Annotated in this window: 17 protein-coding genes; 5 read left to right on the top strand and 12 right to left on the bottom strand. The window is 37.5% G+C overall.

Annotated features, from left to right (window positions below):
• Positions 1–17: 17 nt before the first annotated feature.
• Together ACLBXA_RS19355 and ACLBXA_RS19350 are read right to left on the bottom strand one after the other, a co-directional pair.
• Positions 18–893 carry a YicC/YloC family endoribonuclease gene (locus ACLBXA_RS19355; RefSeq protein WP_000625867.1) on the bottom strand — a complete coding sequence of 292 codons (876 nt, stop codon included), beginning with the start codon at positions 891–893 and terminating at the stop codon, positions 18–20.
• Positions 894–992: 99 nt separating this feature from the next.
• Positions 993–3,716: a calcium-translocating P-type ATPase, SERCA-type gene (locus ACLBXA_RS19350; protein WP_001104763.1), complete on the bottom strand. Its 2,724-nt coding sequence runs from the start codon at positions 3,714–3,716 to the stop codon at positions 993–995.
• Between the two features lie 105 nt (positions 3,717–3,821).
• Here ACLBXA_RS19350 and ACLBXA_RS19345 point away from each other — a divergent pair, with 105 nt between their 5' ends.
• The 3 genes from ACLBXA_RS19345 (at position 3,822) to ACLBXA_RS19335 (ending at position 7,552) form a co-directional block, all read left to right on the top strand.
• Positions 3,822–5,531 (top strand): Rqc2 family fibronectin-binding protein, encoded by a 1,710-nt coding sequence (locus ACLBXA_RS19345; protein ID WP_000863290.1) that lies wholly within the window; start codon positions 3,822–3,824, stop codon positions 5,529–5,531.
• 342 nt (positions 5,532–5,873) lie between these two features.
• Positions 5,874–6,944, top strand: a complete 1,071-nt coding sequence (locus ACLBXA_RS19340) for a M24 family metallopeptidase (RefSeq protein WP_000172798.1) — start codon at positions 5,874–5,876, stop codon at positions 6,942–6,944.
• An 83-nt stretch (positions 6,945–7,027) separates the two neighbouring features.
• Entirely contained in the window at positions 7,028–7,552 is a 525-nt protein-coding gene (locus tag ACLBXA_RS19335) for a DinB family protein (protein ID WP_001012056.1), read from the top strand.
• A gap of 32 nt (positions 7,553–7,584) precedes the next feature.
• On the opposite strand, the gene ACLBXA_RS19330 is transcribed toward ACLBXA_RS19335, so the two are convergent.
• Positions 7,585–7,953, bottom strand: a complete 369-nt coding sequence (locus ACLBXA_RS19330) for a YoqO family protein (RefSeq protein WP_074789272.1) — start codon at positions 7,951–7,953, stop codon at positions 7,585–7,587.
• Between the two features lie 16 nt (positions 7,954–7,969).
• Positions 7,970–8,335, bottom strand: a complete 366-nt coding sequence (locus tag ACLBXA_RS19325) for a YoqO family protein (protein ID WP_086390358.1) — start codon at positions 8,333–8,335, stop codon at positions 7,970–7,972.
• Between the two features lie 162 nt (positions 8,336–8,497).
• Between ACLBXA_RS19325 and ACLBXA_RS19320 the strand changes: the two genes are divergently transcribed.
• Together ACLBXA_RS19320 and ACLBXA_RS19315 are read left to right on the top strand one after the other, a co-directional pair.
• The gene (locus ACLBXA_RS19320; protein WP_000537891.1) at positions 8,498–9,883 is read left to right on the top strand and encodes a membrane protein; all 1,386 of its coding nucleotides are present in this window, start codon (positions 8,498–8,500) and stop codon (positions 9,881–9,883) included.
• A gap of 157 nt (positions 9,884–10,040) precedes the next feature.
• Positions 10,041–10,295 (top strand): YbeF family protein, encoded by a 255-nt coding sequence (locus tag ACLBXA_RS19315; protein WP_001003933.1) that lies wholly within the window; start codon positions 10,041–10,043, stop codon positions 10,293–10,295.
• A 114-nt stretch (positions 10,296–10,409) separates the two neighbouring features.
• On the opposite strand, the gene pyrE is transcribed toward ACLBXA_RS19315, so the two are convergent.
• The 8 genes from pyrE to pyrB are packed head-to-tail and all read right to left on the bottom strand — an operon-like array spanning position 10,410 to position 19,923.
• Positions 10,410–11,042, bottom strand: a complete 633-nt coding sequence (gene pyrE, locus ACLBXA_RS19310; protein ID WP_000711454.1) for an orotate phosphoribosyltransferase — start codon at positions 11,040–11,042, stop codon at positions 10,410–10,412.
• Positions 11,039–11,755, bottom strand: a complete 717-nt coding sequence (gene pyrF, locus ACLBXA_RS19305) for an orotidine-5'-phosphate decarboxylase (RefSeq protein ID WP_000083509.1) — start codon at positions 11,753–11,755, stop codon at positions 11,039–11,041. Before pyrF ends, pyrE begins: the two co-directional genes overlap by 4 nt.
• Positions 11,740–12,669 carry a dihydroorotate oxidase B catalytic subunit gene (gene pyrD, locus ACLBXA_RS19300; RefSeq protein WP_447617415.1) on the bottom strand — a complete coding sequence of 310 codons (930 nt, stop codon included), beginning with the start codon at positions 12,667–12,669 and terminating at the stop codon, positions 11,740–11,742. The genes pyrF and pyrD overlap by 16 nt, the downstream gene beginning before the upstream one ends.
• Positions 12,666–13,445, bottom strand: coding sequence for a dihydroorotate oxidase B electron transfer subunit (gene pyrK, locus ACLBXA_RS19295; protein ID WP_000983355.1), 780 nt, complete (start codon positions 13,443–13,445; stop codon positions 12,666–12,668). Before pyrK ends, pyrD begins: the two co-directional genes overlap by 4 nt.
• Positions 13,442–16,660, bottom strand: a complete 3,219-nt coding sequence (gene carB, locus ACLBXA_RS19290; protein ID WP_001126139.1) for a carbamoyl-phosphate synthase large subunit — start codon at positions 16,658–16,660, stop codon at positions 13,442–13,444. Before carB ends, pyrK begins: the two co-directional genes overlap by 4 nt.
• Positions 16,645–17,742, bottom strand: a complete 1,098-nt coding sequence (locus ACLBXA_RS19285) for a carbamoyl phosphate synthase small subunit (RefSeq protein WP_000828669.1) — start codon at positions 17,740–17,742, stop codon at positions 16,645–16,647. Before ACLBXA_RS19285 ends, carB begins: the two co-directional genes overlap by 16 nt.
• Positions 17,739–19,025: a dihydroorotase gene (gene pyrC / locus ACLBXA_RS19280; protein WP_001108387.1), complete on the bottom strand. Its 1,287-nt coding sequence runs from the start codon at positions 19,023–19,025 to the stop codon at positions 17,739–17,741. Before pyrC ends, ACLBXA_RS19285 begins: the two co-directional genes overlap by 4 nt.
• Positions 19,009–19,923, bottom strand: a complete 915-nt coding sequence (gene pyrB, locus ACLBXA_RS19275) for an aspartate carbamoyltransferase (protein WP_000018846.1) — start codon at positions 19,921–19,923, stop codon at positions 19,009–19,011. The genes pyrC and pyrB overlap by 17 nt, the downstream gene beginning before the upstream one ends.
• Between the last annotated feature and the right edge of the window lie 144 nt (positions 19,924–20,067).

The raw sequence follows: 20,067 nt of genomic DNA, 5'->3' as shown, positions 1-20,067 counted from the left end.
TATATATTTTTTGAAAGCTACTCAATATTTTGTACTTGTTCACGAATTTTTTCAAGGTTATTTTTCATTTCTACAACATATTTTGAAATTGTTAAGTCATTTGCCTTAGAACCAATCGTATTAATTTCTCTATGCATCTCTTGCACGATGAAATCCATTTTTCTTCCAACAGGCTCTTCAATCTGCAATGTTTCATGAAATTGCTCTAAATGACTTTGCAAACGAACTAACTCTTCATGAATATCACAACGCTCTGCAAAGATTGCGACTTCTGTTAGCAATCTTTGTTCATCTAACTCTTGATTATGTAATTCTTTTAAGCGATTTTCTAATCGTTCACGATATTTTTGTGTAACAATTGGTGCATGTGGAATAATTGCATTTACACAATTGCTAATCTCTTGTAAACGATACGCTATATCTTTATGTAATCGTTCTCCTTCGCCATCTCTCATCGTTTTCAACATATGAGCAGCTTGACGAACAGCCTCATATAAACTGTTCTCAAAATGTTCATTTACATTTTCTATTTCTTCAATTGCTGTTACTTCTGGCATTGCCATTAATTGCTCGAGTGTAATAGAATCTTGTAATTGAAACTTTCCTTTTATATCTTCCATCATCGATTGGTACTGCTCAAGAAGTGACCAATTCACACTTAATTTTCTTTCAACAAGTCCTTCACCTGCTATACTAATAGACACCTCAATGCGTCCACGTCGAACTTGCTGTGCAATTATTTTACGAATTTTGTCCTCAAATACCATCATTTGCTTAGGAAGTCGAATACTCATCTCTAAAAAACGGTGGTTCACCGATTTCATTTCTACTGTAATTTGAAAAGTATCACTTTCTACTTTCGATCTTCCAAACCCTGTCATACTAGAAATCATTTTTATCACATCCAAGCCATAAAATAACTCAATGAAAAAGGTAATAGAGACAAGGCTCTACTACCTTCTGTAAATTATATCACATTTTCATAACATTGACTATTTCAAGTTTAATCCCTTCTTATATAACATTGGCTTTTTCTTTTTCGCCTTTTTCCCTGTTAATAAAGAACCTACTAGTAAGAAAGTCGGAATTGATGACAAACCTCCAATTAATAACCAATCTCTTGCTTGTATCGGCATTGTGCTAAAGATCGGTTGTAACGGTGGATAATATATAACCACTAGCATGAGTAGTAACGAAATGATAACCGCCCCTACTAAATACACGTTCCCAAATGGATTGCGGTGAAAGACAGAATGCTCACTACGACAATCAAATACATGAATAAGCTGAGCAAGTACCAACGTCGCGAACGCTACAGTTTGTGCATATTTCAGTTCATTTGGATGTTGGTTATACGCAATAATAAACGCTACTAACGTCACTGCCCCAATTAAAAACCCTCGACTTATTATTTTCCACGCAAGCCCTCTAGCGAATACCCCTTCTTTCGGGTGGCGCGGCGTTCTCTTCATCACATCTCCTTCAGCCTTATCCAAACCTAATGCCATCGCTGGTAAACCATCAGTAACTAAGTTCACCCATAAAATTTGAATAGGAACCATCGGCAGTGGTAATGCAAGTAACATCGCAAATAACATGACTAAAATTTCTCCAACGTTTGACGCCAATAAGTAGCGAATAAACTTACGTATGTTCTCGTATATATTTCTTCCTTCTTTAATTGCTGATTTAATTGTAGCAAAATTATCGTCTAGTAAAACAAGTGAAGAGGCCTCTTTCGCAACATCTGTCCCTGTAATTCCCATCGCTATCCCAATATCCGCTGTTTTTATAGCTGGAGCATCGTTCACTCCATCGCCTGTCATGGCTACTATATGTCCTTGATTTTGCAGTGCCTTAACAATTTTTAATTTATGCTCAGGTGATACACGAGCGAATACATACGTATCTTCTACAACATTTTCTAATTCCTCCACATCCATATTCGCGAGTTCTACGCCTTCAACAACGCGTCCATCTGGTGGCAAAACTCCTAATTGTTCAGCAATCGCCATTGCTGTCACTTTATGATCACCTGTAATCATTACCGTTCGAATACCAGCTTCTTTACACTCTTTTACCGCCTGCGCCACTTCTGGCCTTGGCGGGTCAATCATACCTTGTATCCCAACCAACATAAAATCTTTTTCAACGTCTCTTTCATGTTCAATAGAATCCGTGACTTTTAAAGGTTTAAACGCAACTGCAATTGTTCGAAGCGCTTGACTACCTAAGCTATGAATAGCCGCCTGTACTTCTCTTCTATATAACTCACTTAACGGCTGCTGCTTATCCCCCCATAAAATCGTTTGACTCATTTGCAAAAGAACGTCCGGTGCTCCCTTCGTAACAATAAACTTCTTCCCCTCTCGATCTCGTACAATAACACTCATCATTTTTCGAGTTGAATCAAATGGAAATTCACGAATAATTTCAAATTTCCCTTTCAATGCCTCACGTGTAATCCCAGCTTTCATTGCTGCAGCTACAAGCGCTCCCTCTGTTGGATCTCCATCTAATACGTACGCCTTTTTCTTTTGAATAATATTTGCATTGTTACATAGTGAACCAAATGTAAGTAGCTGATAAAGTGCTTTTGTCTTAGCTGGATTCACTTCTATTTCACCTTTCATAAAAGAGCCATTAGGTTCATATCCTTGCCCTGTCACTTTCCACAATTCTCCGCCTGACCACATATGTGTTACCATCATTTTGTTTTGCGTCATTGTCCCCGTTTTATCAGAACATATAACGGAAGCACAACCTAACGTTTCTACGGCTGGTAACTTTCGTACAATTGCTCTCTTTTTTATCATACGCTGTACACCAAGTGATAAAGCTACTGTAACAATTGCTGGCAACCCTTCTGGAATAGCCGCAACAGCTAGCGATACGCCAGCTAAAAACATATGATATACTTCATTCCCTTGATACACACCAGCCAATACAACGAGCGCTGTCAAAATAAGAGCTACAATAATTAATATTTTTCCGAGCTGTTCTAACCTTCTTTGCAGTGGTGTTTCCATTTGCTCTGCATTTTGTAACATATTTGCAATTTGACCCATCGCTGTATTCATACCAGTTGCTACAACGACACCTGTTCCAGATCCTCGCGTAATCATTGTCCCCATAAAAGCCATATTTTTTTGATCACCAATTGCAACCTCTTGCCCTTGCAATGCTTCTACCTTCTTTTGCACAGGTACGGACTCCCCTGTCAAAGCAGACTCTTCAATATATAAACTTGATGCCTCAACAAGACGCACATCAGCCCCAATACGATCACCACTGGAAAACTTAATAATATCACCTAAAACAAGTGCTTTAGATGGTGCTTTTACCCACTTTCCATTCCGCATTACAGTAACTTGTGGAGCAGCTAGTTCCTTTAAAGCTTCCAATGATTTTTCAGCTTTTCTTTCTTGAAAAAAGCCGAGAATACCATTGATAATAACAATGGCAACAATAGCAATAGAATCAATGTATTCACCTAAAAACGCAGAAACAATTGTTGCTCCAAACAAAACGAGTACCATGAAATCTTTAAATTGCGCTAAAAATACCATTAGTGCAGAAGGCCTTTTTGCTTCTTCTAATTCATTTGTACCAAATTTCTTAATTCGCCCTTCTGCTTCTTTCTCCGTAAGTCCAACCTTTACATTCGTATTCGTTCTTTCTTCCACTTCATGTGCTCGCATTCCATACCAGTTCATCCTGCCATCGACCTCCTGATTCCAGACATACTCTATTGAAAGCTTATTCAGCCTCGTCCAAAAAAATGCTATAATTAACTTTTAGTTAGAAAGGAGTGTTCATTAATGGCATTCGATGGATTATTTACAAGAGCGATTACACATGAAATTGAAAATTCTCTTTACACGGGAAGGGTTTCCAAAATATACCAACCTTCAAAATACGAGATTTTATTACATATTCGAGCGAATGGAAAGAACCAAAAACTAATTCTTTCATCTCATCCTACATATGCGCGTATGCACTTAACGAATCAAAACTACGATTCGCCAGCAATACCGCCGATGTTTTGTATGCTTCTTCGTAAACATTTAGAAGGTGGATTTATTGAAAAAATTGAACAAATCGACTTAGAACGGATTATCCAAATTACAGTTCGCAGTCGTAATGAAATCGGAGACGAATCATTAAAAACATTAGTAATTGAAATAATGGGAAGACATAGCAACATTATCTTATTAGATACGAAAACAAACGTGATTTTAGATAGCTTAAAACACGTTTCATTAGCCGTAAACCGTCACCGAACTGTATATGCTGGTGCTGAGTACGTCGCGCCACCAGCCCAACATAAAATCAATCCTCTGCAAATTGAAACCGCAGATGATTTTATTAGACCGCTAGACTTTCTATCTGGAAATATGGATAAACAACTCGTCGGGGCTTTCATGGGAATATCCCCATTATTTGCAAAAGAAGTAGTAAAGAAAGCCGGTATGGTAAACGAGAAAGCATTATCAGAAGCATTTTTCTCTATACAAACACCATTACTATCTCATGCATATACACCAGCAATGATTACTGCAAATGGAAAAGAATTCTTTTATCTTTTCCCTCTTACACACTTGCAAGGAGAAGAAAAAACATTCTCATCAGTGAGCGAATTGTTAGATCGTTTCTTCTTTGGCAAAGCAGAACGTGATCGTGTAAAACAACAAGCTCATGATTTAGAACGCTTTATGCAAAACGAAAAAAATAAAAACGAGAAAAAACTCATTAAACTCGAAAAAACACTGCAAGATGCCGGAAAGGCAGATAAATATCAACTATTTGGAGAACTACTTACAGCCAATATGTACGCTTTGAAAAAAGGGGATAAAGATATTGAAGTCGTTAACTATTACGACGAAAATAGCGGAACTGTAAAAATTACATTAGATCCTTTAAAAACACCATCTGACAATGCGCAACGCTATTTCCAAAAGTACCAAAAAGCGAAAAATTCAGTTGTTGTTGTAGAAGAACAAATCGAAAAAACCAATGAAGAAATTCTTTATTTTGATAGCTTACTTCAACAAATGGAAGCTGCTTCTTCAAAAGATATTGAAGAAATTCGTGAGGAATTAGCTGAAGAAGGTTATGTGCGCAATCGCAAAACGAAAAACGCAAAGAAAAAGCCTACTAAGCCAGTATTAGATAAATATTTAGCAAGTGATGGCACAGAGATTTTCGTTGGTAAAAACAATAAACAAAATGATTATTTAACAACGAAGTTTGCCCGCCGTGATGAAATTTGGTTACATACGAAAGACATACCTGGCTCTCACGTTGTCATTCGTTCTTTAGAGCCTGCTGAAGAAACTTTACTAGAAGCTGCCAAAATTGCCGCTTATTACAGTAAAGCGAAAGAGTCTAGCTCTGTACCTGTTGATTTCACTAAAATACGCCATGTGAAAAAACCGAGTGGTGCAAAACTTGGTTTTGTTACGTACGACAATCAGCAAACCGTATATGTAACACCAGATGCTGATATTGTAATGAAATTAAAAGCGTAAATACAAAAATGCGTTGCTTATAAGCAACGCATTTTTTATTTATTTTCAATTTAGTTGCTATATCCATTCAATATTGTCAAAAAAATTGACAGTGTCATTTTACATTTGTATAAATTTTTTAAAGCATGTAAATAAAGTACAAGTGTAACTCCAATCAATATTTTTTCATCCCCCTGCTATTTATTGAAGCAATCTGAATTTTATAAACAAACCGTCTCCCACAAATGGCGGGCTATTTTCTTATCTCCCTTAAAATATATGTTTTCCCTACTATCCTTTCTTCAAATATACATTTTGGCACACTATTTGCTTTATTAAATACTGTGAATAGGGGGAATTAACATGACTTTAAAAATTAATAAAATCCAAAATCAACTACAAAACTATGAAATTGACGGGTTACTCATTACCAAAAAAGAAAATCGCCAATATGCAACAGGCTTTACAGGTAGTGCTGGCGTCGTCTTAATCTCTGCGGATAAAGCTGTTTTTATAACTGATTTTCGCTATGTAGATCAAGCGAAATCACAAATAAAAGATGCTGAAATTATTATGCATACAGGAAATTTAGAAAAAGAAATTGCAAATCAAGTATCAAAATTAAACATTCAAAAACTCGGAATTGAAGAGAACAACATGACATTGCAACAATATAAAAACTTACAAAAATGCGTACATGTGGAAATGGTTCAAGTGTGCGAAATCATCGAAAATATTCGTATTATTAAAGACATGCCGGAAATAGAAACAATGAAAATCGCAGCTAATATTGCTGACGAAGCATTTCACCACATCATTACGTTTCTAAAACCAGGAATAAGTGAAAATGATGTACGAGATGAGTTGGAATTTTTCATGCGAAAAAAAGGGGCTACATCCTCTTCATTCCAAATCATTGTAGCTTCTGGCGTTCGTTCTTCACTTCCTCATGGAGTTGCATCAAATAAAATAATCGAGCGAGGCGACATCGTTACATTAGATTTCGGTGCACTTTACGATGGATATTGTTCCGATATAACTCGTACTGTAGCAATCGGAGAATCATCAGAAGAATTCAAAAAGATATACAATGTTGTACGAGAAGCGTTAAAACGTGGAACTAAAGCAATTAAGCCTGGAGAAACTGCGAAAAGTATCGATGATATAACGAGAGATTACATTACAGAACATGGATACGGTCAATACTTTGGACACTCTACTGGTCATGGTCTTGGGTTAGAAATACATGAACCTCTTCGCCTATCCCAAGAAAGTCAGGCTACTTTAGAAGAAGGTATGGTTGTTACAGTTGAACCTGGTATTTACATACCAAACTGGGGCGGTTGTAGAATTGAAGATGATATTGTCATCACAAAAGACGGATATGAAGTTATTACAAAATCAAATCGGGAACTAATTGTGATTCCTTGTTAAAATCATGAACTTTTTAAAAGGAGTTTTTCTCTGCACATAGAATTCTTTCTCTGGAGTCATCGTTTAAAGAGGGGGAATTTTAATTGAATTTTGTAATTGATAAATTGGAGGGTTTACATGTAGAATTTTCAAAGCTTGTTTCCATGATGAATTACGCTCGCTATACAACAATGCAAGCAGTGGAAAGTTTAACAATTGAAGAACTTGATTATTTATATGATAAGGAAGCAAATTCAATTGGCATGTTATTGTATCATATGGCTGCTATTGAATTTTACTACCAGATTCATACTTTTGAAGACCGTGAACCAACGGAGGCTGAATTAGAACGCTGGTTACCTGGCATTGAATTAGGCGATCTTGGACGTGAGAAAATAAAAGGAAACGCTATAGAATTTTACATAAATACATTACAAGAAGTACGTTCCAAAACAATCGAGACTTTTCAATCGTTACCTGATGAATGGTTATTTAAAACGACAGACTTTTGGTATGACAAACCAGCAAATAACTATTTTAAGTGGTTTCACGTTTTTGAAGATGAAATCAATCATCGTGGACAAATTCGTTTAATTAAAAAGATGCAAAAAGCTCATGCAGTAAAATGAGGAAATGCCACCGAATAAGGTGGTATTTTCTTTTATTCATTAACGAATAGCTTTTCGTTTATTATTTTAGTGACTACCACTACCAACATTAAAATGCATATTAAATATAGCATTTTCGCAATAAACAACCACCCTTGAAACATTACAATTCCATCTATTATCTCATTTCCTTTCCATAACAAAAACGGAATTGTGCTGATTATAATGACAAATTCGATGCTGAAAACCATTTTCTTTTTTCGACTATATGCTTTCCATTCATTCCAGCGATACATAGGTGCAAAAATCAATACTCCTATACATAATATAACTGCTACCCATTCACTTTTTAAAAATTGCCCTGAAATAACTGATAATAGTAAACAAACGAGCACACCATAATATCCTATTTTTCCTCTCATTCTTACTACCTCCATTCTATCCTCTCTTTAATATGTAACTCCATATTCTTATCGTGAACCTAAGAAAAATAACAACTACAATTACAATATAAAGACCTTTTGCAGAAGACATCCATTCTTGAAAAATAGACATTTTCTCCATCTGTTTCTGTCCTTCTATTAAAATAAACCCTATGAAAAATGAGCAAACAACAATGATACCTATCATAATTCCAATGCTTTTCTTACTATGTTGTTTCATGTCATCCCATCGGTATAACAGTATAAAAACAAACCCAAAAAGAGGGGTGATACTTATCCATTCATTGTTTGTAAATAGATTTAAAATGATTAATAGACTACAAGATATAATGAATCCCCAAAACCCGATTTTTTTGCGCATAAGCCCTCCTTAAATTCCATTTTTAGGATTAATTGTATTGTAACATCCATTTCTACTTCTTACCATTACAGTACATGAAATTTCACTTTTTTTTCCTATACTCACATACTTTTACTGCTTTCATACAATAAACTACACGAATGCCTAAAGGATGTGAATGTTATGGGAGTTGAATTAACGCTGTTGCATGCTCTCTATATTCTTTGTTTACTCACTATTATTACTTTTTTTATTCTCCGGAAAGATACGACGATTATTTGTATCGTTTTTATCTTTTTATTAGCATTAACCGCTACAAGTTCTATCCCTCTTGCCGTTAGCGGTATTTTTCAAAGTTTCATTTACGCTATTACTGAACTTTTACCAACTATATTAATCATCTCTATTATCGTATCAATGAGCAATCTACTCGTTCATACTGGCATAAATGATACGATGATTTCACCATTTACAAAGATGATTCGTACCCCTACCCTCGCCTACTGGATTATCGGCCTTTTAATGATGACAATTTCTTTCTTTTTTTGGCCTTCTCCAGCTGTCGCCTTAATGGGAGCTATTTTATTCCCCGTCGCTGTACGCGTCGGTCTTCCTCCAATTGGGGTTGCCATTGCTATGAACTTATTCGGACACGGCATCGCCTTATCTGGCGACTTCGTTATTCAAGGAGCACCGAAATTAACTGCAGACGCGGCTGGTCTTCCTGTTTCCAGCGTCGTTTCTGCCAGTGTTCCCCTCGTTATCGTGATGGGCGTTGTTACAACTTCTGTCGCTTTTTTCTTCTTACGAAAAGAATTTGATACAGGATTATCCTTGCAAAACTCCCCTGCATCAACGGAACCATCTAAAACTACTATTTTATTATCTCCTCGCATAAAGAAATGGCTCGCTATATGTATCCCTATCGTATATATCATCGATATCCTTTGCATGATTCAATTTAAACTACAAGGAAGCGATGCAACAGCACTTATCGGCGGAACGACTGTTATTATGATTATCATCATTTCCCTCATCGCCTACAAAGGTAATGGACTAAATAAAACAACCGATTATTTTATAGAAGGGCTCCAATTTGGATTTAAAATCTTTGGTCCAGTTATTCCAATTGCTGCACTCTTTTATTTAGGAGATAGCGGTTTTGTGAAAATTATCGGAGACTATTTACCGAAAGGTTCACATGGAATCATTAACGACTTAGGGATTGCCTTATCTCAAACTGTTCCTTTAAATCAATACGTATCGGCGGGAACATTAACTATCGTTGGTGTCATAACAGGATTAGATGGATCTGGCTTTTCTGGTATATCACTTGCTGGTTCAATTGCCAATCTTTTCGGAACAGCACTTGGGCATGGAACAGCTACATTAACAGCACTCGGGCAAATTGCTGCCATATGGACCGGAGGCGGGACTTTAATTCCTTGGGCGCTTATTCCTGCCGCTGCCATTTGTAAAGTGGATCCATTTGAACTCGCACGCCGAAACTTTTTACCAGTTGTGATTGGCTTAATTGTCACTACGATCGTTGCGATGTTTATTCTATAGTGTAAGCAAGTTTTCTCTTGCTTACGCTTTTTATTATGAAATCCAGTGACTTTCTAAAGGGATTAACTACATGTTAGCGAAGTTATATTAAGAGAATATTTATTTAAAAAACGTTTACGAGGTACAGATTACTTCCATTAGAAAAGGGGACATAACTATGAATGAATTGATTTTCGTCTTATTAATTTGTCCATTACTTATCTTTATCGTTTCTGTTATTGGAACACGCAAGACGAAAACGTATTACGTAATGCCGATTGTAACGTTTGCTAGTTTTTTAATAATAGGTGTTATCGCCTTCACTCCAAAATTCTTCTTTTGGGTTGGCATGTACAGCATCTTCTCATTTATTGTTTCTTATATGACTCTATTGTTTGTAAGAGGATATGAGCTTGCAGAAAGCGCTAAGTAGTTTTTAGTAGAAAGATTATAATATGAATTTTCTTTAATATCGATAGGACTTTACTTGAATTTTTAACAATGATAAAAAAGACGACTGCGTTCCCCCGCAGTCGTCTTTTTTATGTTACGCTGTGATCCAAGCTTCGTCAGCTGGATTTTTACGCCACTCTTGTAATTTTTTCGTTTCAGCTTGTCCGATCATACCTTTTTCTGCTGCAACTTCAGTTAATGCACTGTAATCACTTAAAGAATATGATGCTACGTTAGCTGCTTCTAATTTTTCTTTTCCTGACTCTAGCTCGTATGTGAAGATTGATACGATTCCTAATACTTCACAGCCAGCTTCGCGAAGTGCTTCTACACACGTAATTGCACTACCACCAGTTGAAATTAAGTCTTCTACTACTACTACTTTTTGACCTTTTTCAGCTTTTCCTTCAATTTGGTTCCCTTTACCGTGACCTTTTGCTTTACTACGTACGTAGCACATTGGTAAATCCATACGATCGCTTACCCATGCAGCGTGCGCAATACCAGCAGTTGCTGTTCCTGCAATAACTTCTACAGTTGGGAAGTGCTCTTTAATTAACTCTTCTAATCCAGCTGCAATCGCTTGACGTACTTTTGGATAAGATAAAGTTAAACGGTTATCACAATAAATTGGTGATTTCATACCTGAAGACCAAGTGAATGGATCATTCGGTTGTAAAAATACTGCTCCAATTTCTAATAAATGCGATGCGATTTCTTTTTTCATACTGTTACACCTTCCCACTGTTGTTTTACTGTTTTATACGCTTCAAGCGGATTTTCTGCTTTCGTAATACTGCGTCCAACTACGATGTAGCTTGAGCCAAGTTCCCTCGCACGTTTCGGTGTTGCTACGCGCACTTGGTCATTAACATCATCACTTGCAAGACGAATCCCCGGTGTTACTGTTACAAATTCATTTCCGCATACTTCACGTAATTTTGGAACTTCAAGTGTTGAACAAACAACGCCATCAAGTCCACTGTCTTTCGTTAATTTTGCATAATGAGCAACCGCTTCTTCTAACGTTTTCTCAATGCCAATCTCTTTTTTCATCATAGCTTCCGAAGTGCTTGTTAGTTGTGTAACTGCAATACAAATCGGTCTCTCTTTTCCTTCTTGCTTACCTTCCTCTAATCCCTCAATCGCAGCTTTCATCATGCTACTTCCCCCAGCAGCATGAACATTTACCATATCAACATCTAGACTAGCTAGGCTACGCATAGCGCTTTTTACTGTATTCGGAATATCATGAAGTTTTAAATCTAGGAAAATCTTATGTCCTTTTTCTTTTAAGTACGTAATAATTGCAGGGCCTTCTTTGTAAAATAACTCCATACCTACTTTGACAAATAACTCTTCCCCTTCAAAGTGGTGTAAGAATTGTTCTACTTCTTGTTTCCCTGGAAAATCTAGTGCAACGATTAACGACTGTGACATATTTGCTTCCAGCTCCTTCCTTGACATTCCGAAATATGATCAAATCCTAATTCATCTAGTAATGCTGGTAACTCTTCAATAATTGTCGGACATACGAACGGATCGATAAAGTTCGCTGTACCTACTGCAACTGCGCTTGCGCCAGCGTAGAAGAATTCAATTACATCTTCCGCTGTTTCAATACCGCCCATTCCGATAATTGGAATGTTAACCGCTTGGCTTACTTCATATACCATGCGAATTGCTACTGGCTTAATCGCAGGACCTGATAATCCGCCTGTACGGTTTGCTAAAATTGGTTTAGCTGTTTTTAAATCTAGACGCATACCAAGCAATGTATTAATCATCGTTAAACCATCTGCACCTGCATTTTCAATCGCTTTTGCAATTTCCACTATGTTTGCCACGTTCGGTGACAATTTCACGTATACAGGTACTTCAGAAACCTCTTTTACTCGCTTCGTTAAATCAGCAGCAATTTCAGGATTTGTACCAAAGGCGATACCACCTGTTTTTACGTTTGGACAAGAAATATTTAATTCTAGTGCATGGACATTAGGCGCTTTAGAAATTTCCTTCGCAACCGCTACGTAATCCTCAGCCTGTGAGCCTGCAACGTTCGCAATAATTGGAAGGTCAAATTGTTCTAACCATGGTAATTCCGAATTCATTACTTTGTCTAATCCCGGGTTTTGAAGTCCGATTGCATTTAACATGCCGCCTGGTGTTTCAGCAACACGAGGCGTTGGATTTCCATAACGTGGTTGTTCTGTCGTCGCTTTAATCATGATTGATCCTAGTACACTTAAATCGTAAAACTGTGCATATTCACGACCAAATCCAAAGCATCCAGATGCCGGTATAATTGGATTTTTTAATGATAATCCTGGTAATTCAACTTGCAATCTGTTCATAGTACAACCTCCCCGATTGGAAATACTGGTCCGTCGCTACACACCTTCTTGTAAGAATGTCCACTTGGATCTTCTTGTAAGTGGCATACACATGCGAAACAAGCTCCAATACCACAGCCCATACGCTCTTCTAATGAAATATATGCTTTTTTCTCTTTGTAACGTCCTTCTAATGCACGAAGCATCGCTAACGGGCCACATGAATAAAGAATGTCAAATTCGATTCCGTAATTATCAATTACATCTGTAACAAATCCTTTTGTACCGTGTGTACCGTCTACTGTCGCAACGTACGTATCACCAAGTTCTGCAAATTTTTCTTCATAGAAAACAACATCTTTCGTTTGAAAACCTAAGATGTGAATCACACGTACACCCTTTGCAACGAGGCGCTGTGATAATTCATAAAGTGGTGGTACACCAATTCCCCCGCCTACTAGTAAAGCTGTTTGACCAGCTTCTGCTTCTTCTACAGGAAAACCGTGTCCTAATGGTCCTAGTACATCTATCATTTCACCTTGTTTTCTAGTTGCTAATGTTTTTGTCCCTTGTCCTTCGGCACGATATAGCATTGTAAATTCGTTCTTCTCTTGATCTACATTACAAATACTAATCGGGCGGCGCAGAAGGGGCGCAATGCCCTCTGCTACCTTAATGTGTACAAACTGCCCTGGTTCGTTCATTTGCTGTACTAACGTTCCTTGAAGCACTAATTCGTAAATGTTTTTTGCGATTTCTTTTTGGTTAACGACAATCATATTTTGCTTTTGCATCATGCATGTACCACCTCGTGACGCTTTGTTTGCGTAATTTCTTTCATTGAATGAGCTGAGAATGTCATAGATTCCAATACTCGTAAGATTGCTCTCGTTGTATCAAGTGATGTTAAGCAAGCCACACCATTTTCTACTGATTCACGGCGAATGCGGAAACCATCACGCGCTGGTTGTTTGCCTTTTGTTAATGTATTGATTACAAACTGTGCTTTTCCTTGACGGATAATATCAAGTAAGTTATAGTCTTCAGAATCAATTTTGTTTACCACTTGCACTGGAATATTTTGCTCTGCTAACGATTGTGCTGTTCCAGCTGTTGCTAATAAGTTATAACCGATTTCGTGGAAACGTTTTGCAATTTCCATTGCCTCTTCTTTATCTTTATCCGCTACTGTGATGATTACTGATCCGTGCGTTGGGATGTTAATTCCAGAAGCAACTAATCCTTTGTATAATGCTTTTTCAAGCGTTAAGTCTTTACCCATTACTTCCCCTGTTGACTTCATTTCAGGTCCTAATGTTGTATCAACTGAGCGTAGTTTCGCAAACGAGAATACCGGCGCTTTTACATATACTTCTTTCTCTTCTGGGTGATAACCAGTTCCGTATCCTTGCTCTACTAAGTCTTGACCTAAAATAACTTTCGTTGCAACATTCGCCATCGGTACGCCCGTAATTTTACTTAAGAACGGTACTGTACGACTCGCACGTGGGTTTACTTCAATTACGTACACTTGATCTTTGAATACTACGAACTGGATATTTAGTAATCCAACAATGTTTAAACCTTTTCCAAGTGCAATTGTATGTTCAATGATTTGTTCTTTTAGTTTTTCAGATAAGCTTTGTGGTGGGTATACTCCAATTGAGTCACCAGAGTGAACTCCAGCGCGTTCAATATGTTCCATAATACCTGGAATGAATACATTCTCACCGTCTGAAATTGCATCTACTTCAATTTCTTTACCAACCATGTAACGGTCAATTAATACCGGATGCTCTGCATGAACTTTAACTGCATTTTTCATGTAGTGCAGTAATTCTTCTTGACGATATACGATTTCCATTGCACGTCCACCTAGTACGTAAGACGGTCTTACTAATACTGGATAACCAATTTCTTCAGCGATTGCTACCGCTTGTTCTACAGTTGTTGCTGTTTTACCAACTGGTTGCGGGATACCAAGCTGTGTTAGAGCTGCTTCAAACTTATCACGATCTTCTGCGCGGTCTAAATCTTCAAGTGATGTTCCTAAAATTTTCACACCGTGTTCTTCTAATTTCGCCGCTAAGTTAATTGCCGTTTGTCCACCGAACTGAACGATAACACCTTCTGGCTTTTCTAAATCGATAATGTGCATTACATCTTCAATTGTTAATGGTTCAAAGTATAATTTGTCAGAAATACTGAAGTCTGTTGAAACTGTTTCTGGATTGTTATTAACAATGATTGCCTCATATCCAGCTTCTTTAATTGCCCATACAGAGTGAACAGTTGCGTAGTCAAACTCAACACCTTGACCGATACGGATTGGACCAGATCCTAGAACTACTACACTCTTACGATCTGTTCTAACCGATTCATTCTCGTCACCATATGTGCTGTAGTAGTATGGTGTTGCAGATTCAAACTCTGCCGCACAAGTATCTACCATTTTATAAACAGGAGTTATATTGCTTTCTTTACGCATATCGTAAATTTCACGCTCTGTTTTATTCCAAGCTGCTGCAACGTAGTGATCGCTGAAGCCCATTTCTTTCGCAGTTTGTAGTACTTCCATATTTCCTACATTCGCTTTTACTTCACGTTCCATATTTACGATGTTTTCAACTTTTTGTAAGAAGAAGAAGTCCATTTCACACCATTCGTTGATTTCTTCTTTCGTTACACCTTGACGAATTGCTTCTGCTACAATAAACAGTCGCTCATCATCAGCTTTTATAATGCGTTTTTTCATTGTTTCTTTATCAAGTTCTTTTAAATGCTCTAACTCTAAGTGATAAACGCCAAGTTCTAAAGAACGAACCGCTTTTAATAATGATTGCTCTAAGTTACGTCCGATTGACATAACTTCACCAGTTGCCTTCATTTGTGTACCCAGTGTTCTGTTTGCTGATTCAAACTTATCAAATGGCCAGCGCGGAATTTTTGAAACGACATAGTCTAATGCTGGCTCGAAGCAAGCGTATGTTTTTTGTGTTACTGGATTTATAATTTCATCTAATGTTAGACCGACTGCAATTTTTGCCGCTAGCTTCGCAATTGGATATCCAGTTGCTTTAGATGCTAGTGCAGATGAACGACTTACACGCGGGTTTACTTCGATTACATAGTATTGGAAGCTATGTGGATCAAGTGCAAGCTGAACGTTACATCCACCTTCAATTCCTAATGCACGAATAATTCGTAATGAAGTGTTTCGTAACATTTGATATTCACGGTCACTTAATGTTTGGCTCGGTGCTACTACGATAGAATCACCTGTGTGAACTCCAACTGGATCGATATTTTCCATATTACATACTACAATCGCGTTATCATTTGAATCACGCATTACTTCATATTCAATTTCCTTACAACCAGCAATGCTCTTTTCTAATAAACATTGTGTTACTGGACTATGTTTTAATCCACCTGATACGATTTCAATTAGTTCTTCTTCATTACTACAGATTCCGCCACCTGTTCCCCCCATTGTAAATGCTGGGCGAACAATAACTGGATATCCAATTTCTTTTACAAATTCATGTGCTTCTTCTAGCGTATGAATGATGGTACTAGATGGAATTGGTTCATTTAATTCCTGCATTAATGTACGGAATAAATCACGATCCTCCGCTTGCTCAATTGCTGATAATTTCGTTCCTAAAATTTCAACTCCACACTCTTCAAGTATGCCTGATTTCGCAAGTTCAACAGCCATGTTTAAACCTGTTTGACCACCTAATGTTGGTAAGATTGCATCTGGACGTTCTTTACGAATGATACGGCTTACGAATTCTAGTGTTAATGGTTCTATATATACTTTATCTGCTGTTGCAGTATCTGTCATAATTGTTGCTGGGTTAGAGTTAACAAGGATTACTTTGTAACCTTCTTCTCTAAGAGATTGACAAGCTTGTGTACCAGAGTAGTCAAACTCTGCTGCTTGCCCAATTACAATTGGTCCTGATCCGATTACTAAAATTGTGTTAATGTCTAGGCGTTTTGGCATAACTCTTCCCCTTCTTTCTTGAAGTTTTCAATCATTTCTAAGAAATCTTCGAATAAATCATTTGCATCTTCTGGTCCTGCTGAAGCTTCTGGATGGTATTGCACTGTAAATGCTGGGAACTTCGTATGACGAAGACCTTCTACTGTTCCATCATTTAAAGCGACATGTGTAATTTCAAGTTCTGTATTTTTAACTGATTCTTCTTCTACTGCGTAACCATGATTTTGAGATGTAATTGCTACTTTTCCAGTTGCAAGATGTTTTACTGGATGGTTTAAACCACGGTGACCGAATTTTAACTTACTTGTATTCGCACCAGATGCTAGAGCGAATAGTTGATGTCCTAAGCAAATTCCGAATAAAGGAACTTTACCGATAATGTCTTTTAACATTTCAATTGCTTCTGGTACATCTTTCGGATCTCCAGGTCCGTTACTTAACATAATTCCATCTGGGCTAAGGCGTAAAATTTCTTCTGCTGTTGTATTGTAAGGTACTACAATTACATCACAGTCACGTTTGTTTAATTCTCGTAAAATACCATGTTTCATTCCGAAGTCTACAAGTACAACTCGGTGTCCACGGCCTGGGCTTGGGTATGGATCTTTCGTTGATACGCGTTTCACGTGATCTGTAAATACTGTCGCTTTTAATTGGCTCACGATGTATTCTACATCTGCATCCATGTTACATAGACGTCCACGTAATGTACCGTATTGACGAATTTTTCTCGTTAATTTTCTTGTATCAATTCCTGCTAACCCTGGGATATTTCTTTCTTTTAAGTAATCATTTAACGAAATTTCATTACGGAAGTTTGATGGGTGATCACAAATTTCGTTTACGATTAAGCCATTTACAGATGGGTGAATCGATTCAAAATCGTCACGGTTAATGCCGTAGTTTCCGATTAATGGGTACGTGAATGTTACGATTTGACCGCAATATGATGGATCAGATAATGTTTCTTGATATCCAGTCATTCCTGTTGTAAATACAACCTCACCTGACTTTTCAATTTCGCCTCCGAAACCTTTTCCAATTAATACTGTTCCATCTTCTAAGATAAGTTGTCTTTTCATACTAATGCACTCTCCTTTTGCCATGCGATCTTACCACCAACGATTGTCATTACCGGCCATCCTTGGCATTTCCAACCTGCGAATGGTGTATTTTTTCCTTTTGATAAGAATGTTGTTGGGTCAATCTCTTCTTCTTGTTCTAAATCAATGATTGTAATATCAGCTGTTCTACCTTCTTTCAGGCGACCTGCTTCTAAGCCGAATGTATCAGCTGGCTTTTCTGTTAAGAATTGAATTAACTGCTCTAATGTAATAATTCCTTTTTTCACAAGGTTTGTGTATAGAAGTGGGAATGCTGTTTCAAAACCAGTAATTCCGAATGGCGCTCTTTCAATTCCTTGTGCTTTCTCTTCCGCTGTATGCGGTGCATGGTCAGTTGCGATCATATCGATCGTTCCATCTAGTAATCCTTCAATTAATGCTGCATGGTCTTCTTTTCCACGAAGCGGTGGGTTCATTTTAAAGTTAGGATCAACTGATGGGATATCATCTTCACATAACACTAGGTGATGTGGTGTTACTTCTGCTGTTACTTTAATTCCAGCTCGTTTCGCATCACGGATTACACGTACAGAACCTTTTGTACTTACGTGACATACGTGATAGTGACAATCTGCTGCTTCAGCAAGCAGTATATCCCTTGCAATATGTACAGATTCACATACTGATGGGATACCGTTTAATCCGTGTTTCTCAGAAAACTTCCCTTCATGTACACAACCTTTATTAATAAGCGTATTCTCTTCACAGTGCGCAACTACTGCCATATTTAATTTCGCTGCACGTTTCATAGCCGCTAACATCATGCTAGCATCTTGTACGCCTACGCCGTCATCTGTGAAAGCAAATGCTCCAAGTTCTTTTAATGTTTCGAAATCTGTCATTTCAGAACCAGCTTGACGTACTGTAATTGCTCCGTATGGTAGTACGTTGACATGCGCTTTTTCTTTAATACGTTTTTGCAGGTCTTCCATATGTTCTCTGCAATCTGGTACTGGGCGTGTATTTGGCATTGAGCAAATTGTAGTGAATCCACCTTTTGCCGCTGCTAGTGTACCTGTTTCAATTGTTTCTTTATGTTCACCACCTGGTTCACGAAGATGTACGTGTACATCTACTAATCCAGGTGCGATTAAATTTCCGTTCACTTCGATTACTTCAGCATTATCTGCCGTAATATTTTCTGCTACCTTAGCGATTTTACCGTCTTGTACGAGAAGATCTGTTGCTACGATTTTTCCTTCTTCATTCATATAACGACCATTTTTAAACAAGTAATTCATGTTTCATTCCTCCTAATACATTTGGTAAGGCGCGTTTTAGTACAGCCATTCTTACGTAAACTCCATTTTCCATTTGTTTAAATATGCGTGAACGCTCACACTCAACAAGTTCACTTGCAACTTCAACATCACGGTTTACAGGAGCTGGATGCATAATAATGCTTCCTTCTTTCATACGCTTTTCTCTTTCCACTGTTAATCCGTGTCTCTCATGATACTCTTTCATAATGTCTGTTTCATAATGATCATGACGCTCATGTTGTACACGAAGTAACATCATTACATCCACTTCTGGAACAAGTTCATCCAATGGTTTGTATGTTCCAAATGTGCTGTCTTCATCTTTCCACTCTTCTGGACTTGCAAAGTAAATTGTTGCACCCAGTTTCGTTAATGCTTCTGCATTAGAACGTGCTACTCGGCTATGACGAACATCTCCTACTATCGCAATCTTTAATCCTTCAAATCTTCCAAACTCTTGTTTAATTGTAAGAAGATCGAGTAGGCACTGCGTTGGGTGGTTTCCACATCCATCTCCAGCGTTTAAGATTGGGATATTTACCTGATCTTTTAGTTCATCGAAGTAGCGATCTTGCTCATGGCGGACGATCACCGCTTTTGTTCCGATTGATTCTAGTGTTCTTATCGTATCGTATAGAGTTTCTCCTTTTTGTACGCTAGATGCATCCGCTGAAAAGTTTAAAACATCTAGTCCTAATCTCTTCTCAGCAACTTCAAAGCTAAATCTCGTTCTCGTACTATTCTCAAAGAACAAGTTCGCAACAAAAGTTTGCTCTGTCGTTTTGCTCTCTTTTCCATTCGCGAAATCTTCTGCGTCTTTTAGGATTTCTGAAATTTCTACTTCCGATAATTCACTCATCGTTAACAAATGGCTCATCGTCATCCCTCATCTTTCTGATTTTTATGTTACCACTTTTGTATTTTTATAACAACATTTGTATAAAAATACCCTAGTCATGTAAGACTAGGGTGCAAGGAAGAAGCCACCCTTTTCTGTCTCACAGGACTGAATTAAAAGGTT

Source organism: Bacillus sp. D48C (genome assembly GCF_053345735.1).
The sequence above is the reverse complement of the archived record's forward strand: the minus strand, read 5'-3'. Positions and strand labels throughout refer to the sequence as shown.

Coding starts and splice junctions, on each gene's coding strand:
- ACLBXA_RS19355 (WP_000625867.1), bottom strand. CDS start 893: ATGATTTCTAGTATGACAGGGTTTGGAAGATCGAAAGTAGAAAGTGAT.
- carB (WP_001126139.1), bottom strand. CDS start 16,660: ATGCCAAAACGCCTAGACATTAACACAATTTTAGTAATCGGATCAGGA.
- ACLBXA_RS19285 (WP_000828669.1), bottom strand. CDS start 17,742: ATGAAAAGACAACTTATCTTAGAAGATGGAACAGTATTAATTGGAAAA.
- pyrC (WP_001108387.1), bottom strand. CDS start 19,025: ATGAATTACTTGTTTAAAAATGGTCGTTATATGAATGAAGAAGGAAAA.
- pyrE (WP_000711454.1), bottom strand. CDS start 11,042: ATGAAAAAAGAAATCGCATCGCATTTATTAGAAATTGGAGCAGTATTT.
- ACLBXA_RS19325 (WP_086390358.1), bottom strand. CDS start 8,335: ATGCGCAAAAAAATCGGGTTTTGGGGATTCATTATATCTTGTAGTCTA.
- ACLBXA_RS19340 (WP_000172798.1), top strand. CDS start 5,874: ATGACTTTAAAAATTAATAAAATCCAAAATCAACTACAAAACTATGAA.
- ACLBXA_RS19315 (WP_001003933.1), top strand. CDS start 10,041: ATGAATGAATTGATTTTCGTCTTATTAATTTGTCCATTACTTATCTTT.
- ACLBXA_RS19320 (WP_000537891.1), top strand. CDS start 8,498: ATGGGAGTTGAATTAACGCTGTTGCATGCTCTCTATATTCTTTGTTTA.
- ACLBXA_RS19350 (WP_001104763.1), bottom strand. CDS start 3,716: ATGAACTGGTATGGAATGCGAGCACATGAAGTGGAAGAAAGAACGAAT.
- pyrF (WP_000083509.1), bottom strand. CDS start 11,755: ATGTCACAGTCGTTAATCGTTGCACTAGATTTTCCAGGGAAACAAGAA.
- pyrK (WP_000983355.1), bottom strand. CDS start 13,445: ATGATGCAAAAGCAAAATATGATTGTCGTTAACCAAAAAGAAATCGCA.
- pyrD (WP_447617415.1), bottom strand. CDS start 12,669: ATGAACAGATTGCAAGTTGAATTACCAGGATTATCATTAAAAAATCCA.
- ACLBXA_RS19345 (WP_000863290.1), top strand. CDS start 3,822: ATGGCATTCGATGGATTATTTACAAGAGCGATTACACATGAAATTGAA.
- pyrB (WP_000018846.1), bottom strand. CDS start 19,923: ATGAGCCATTTGTTAACGATGAGTGAATTATCGGAAGTAGAAATTTCA.
- ACLBXA_RS19330 (WP_074789272.1), bottom strand. CDS start 7,953: ATGAGAGGAAAAATAGGATATTATGGTGTGCTCGTTTGTTTACTATTA.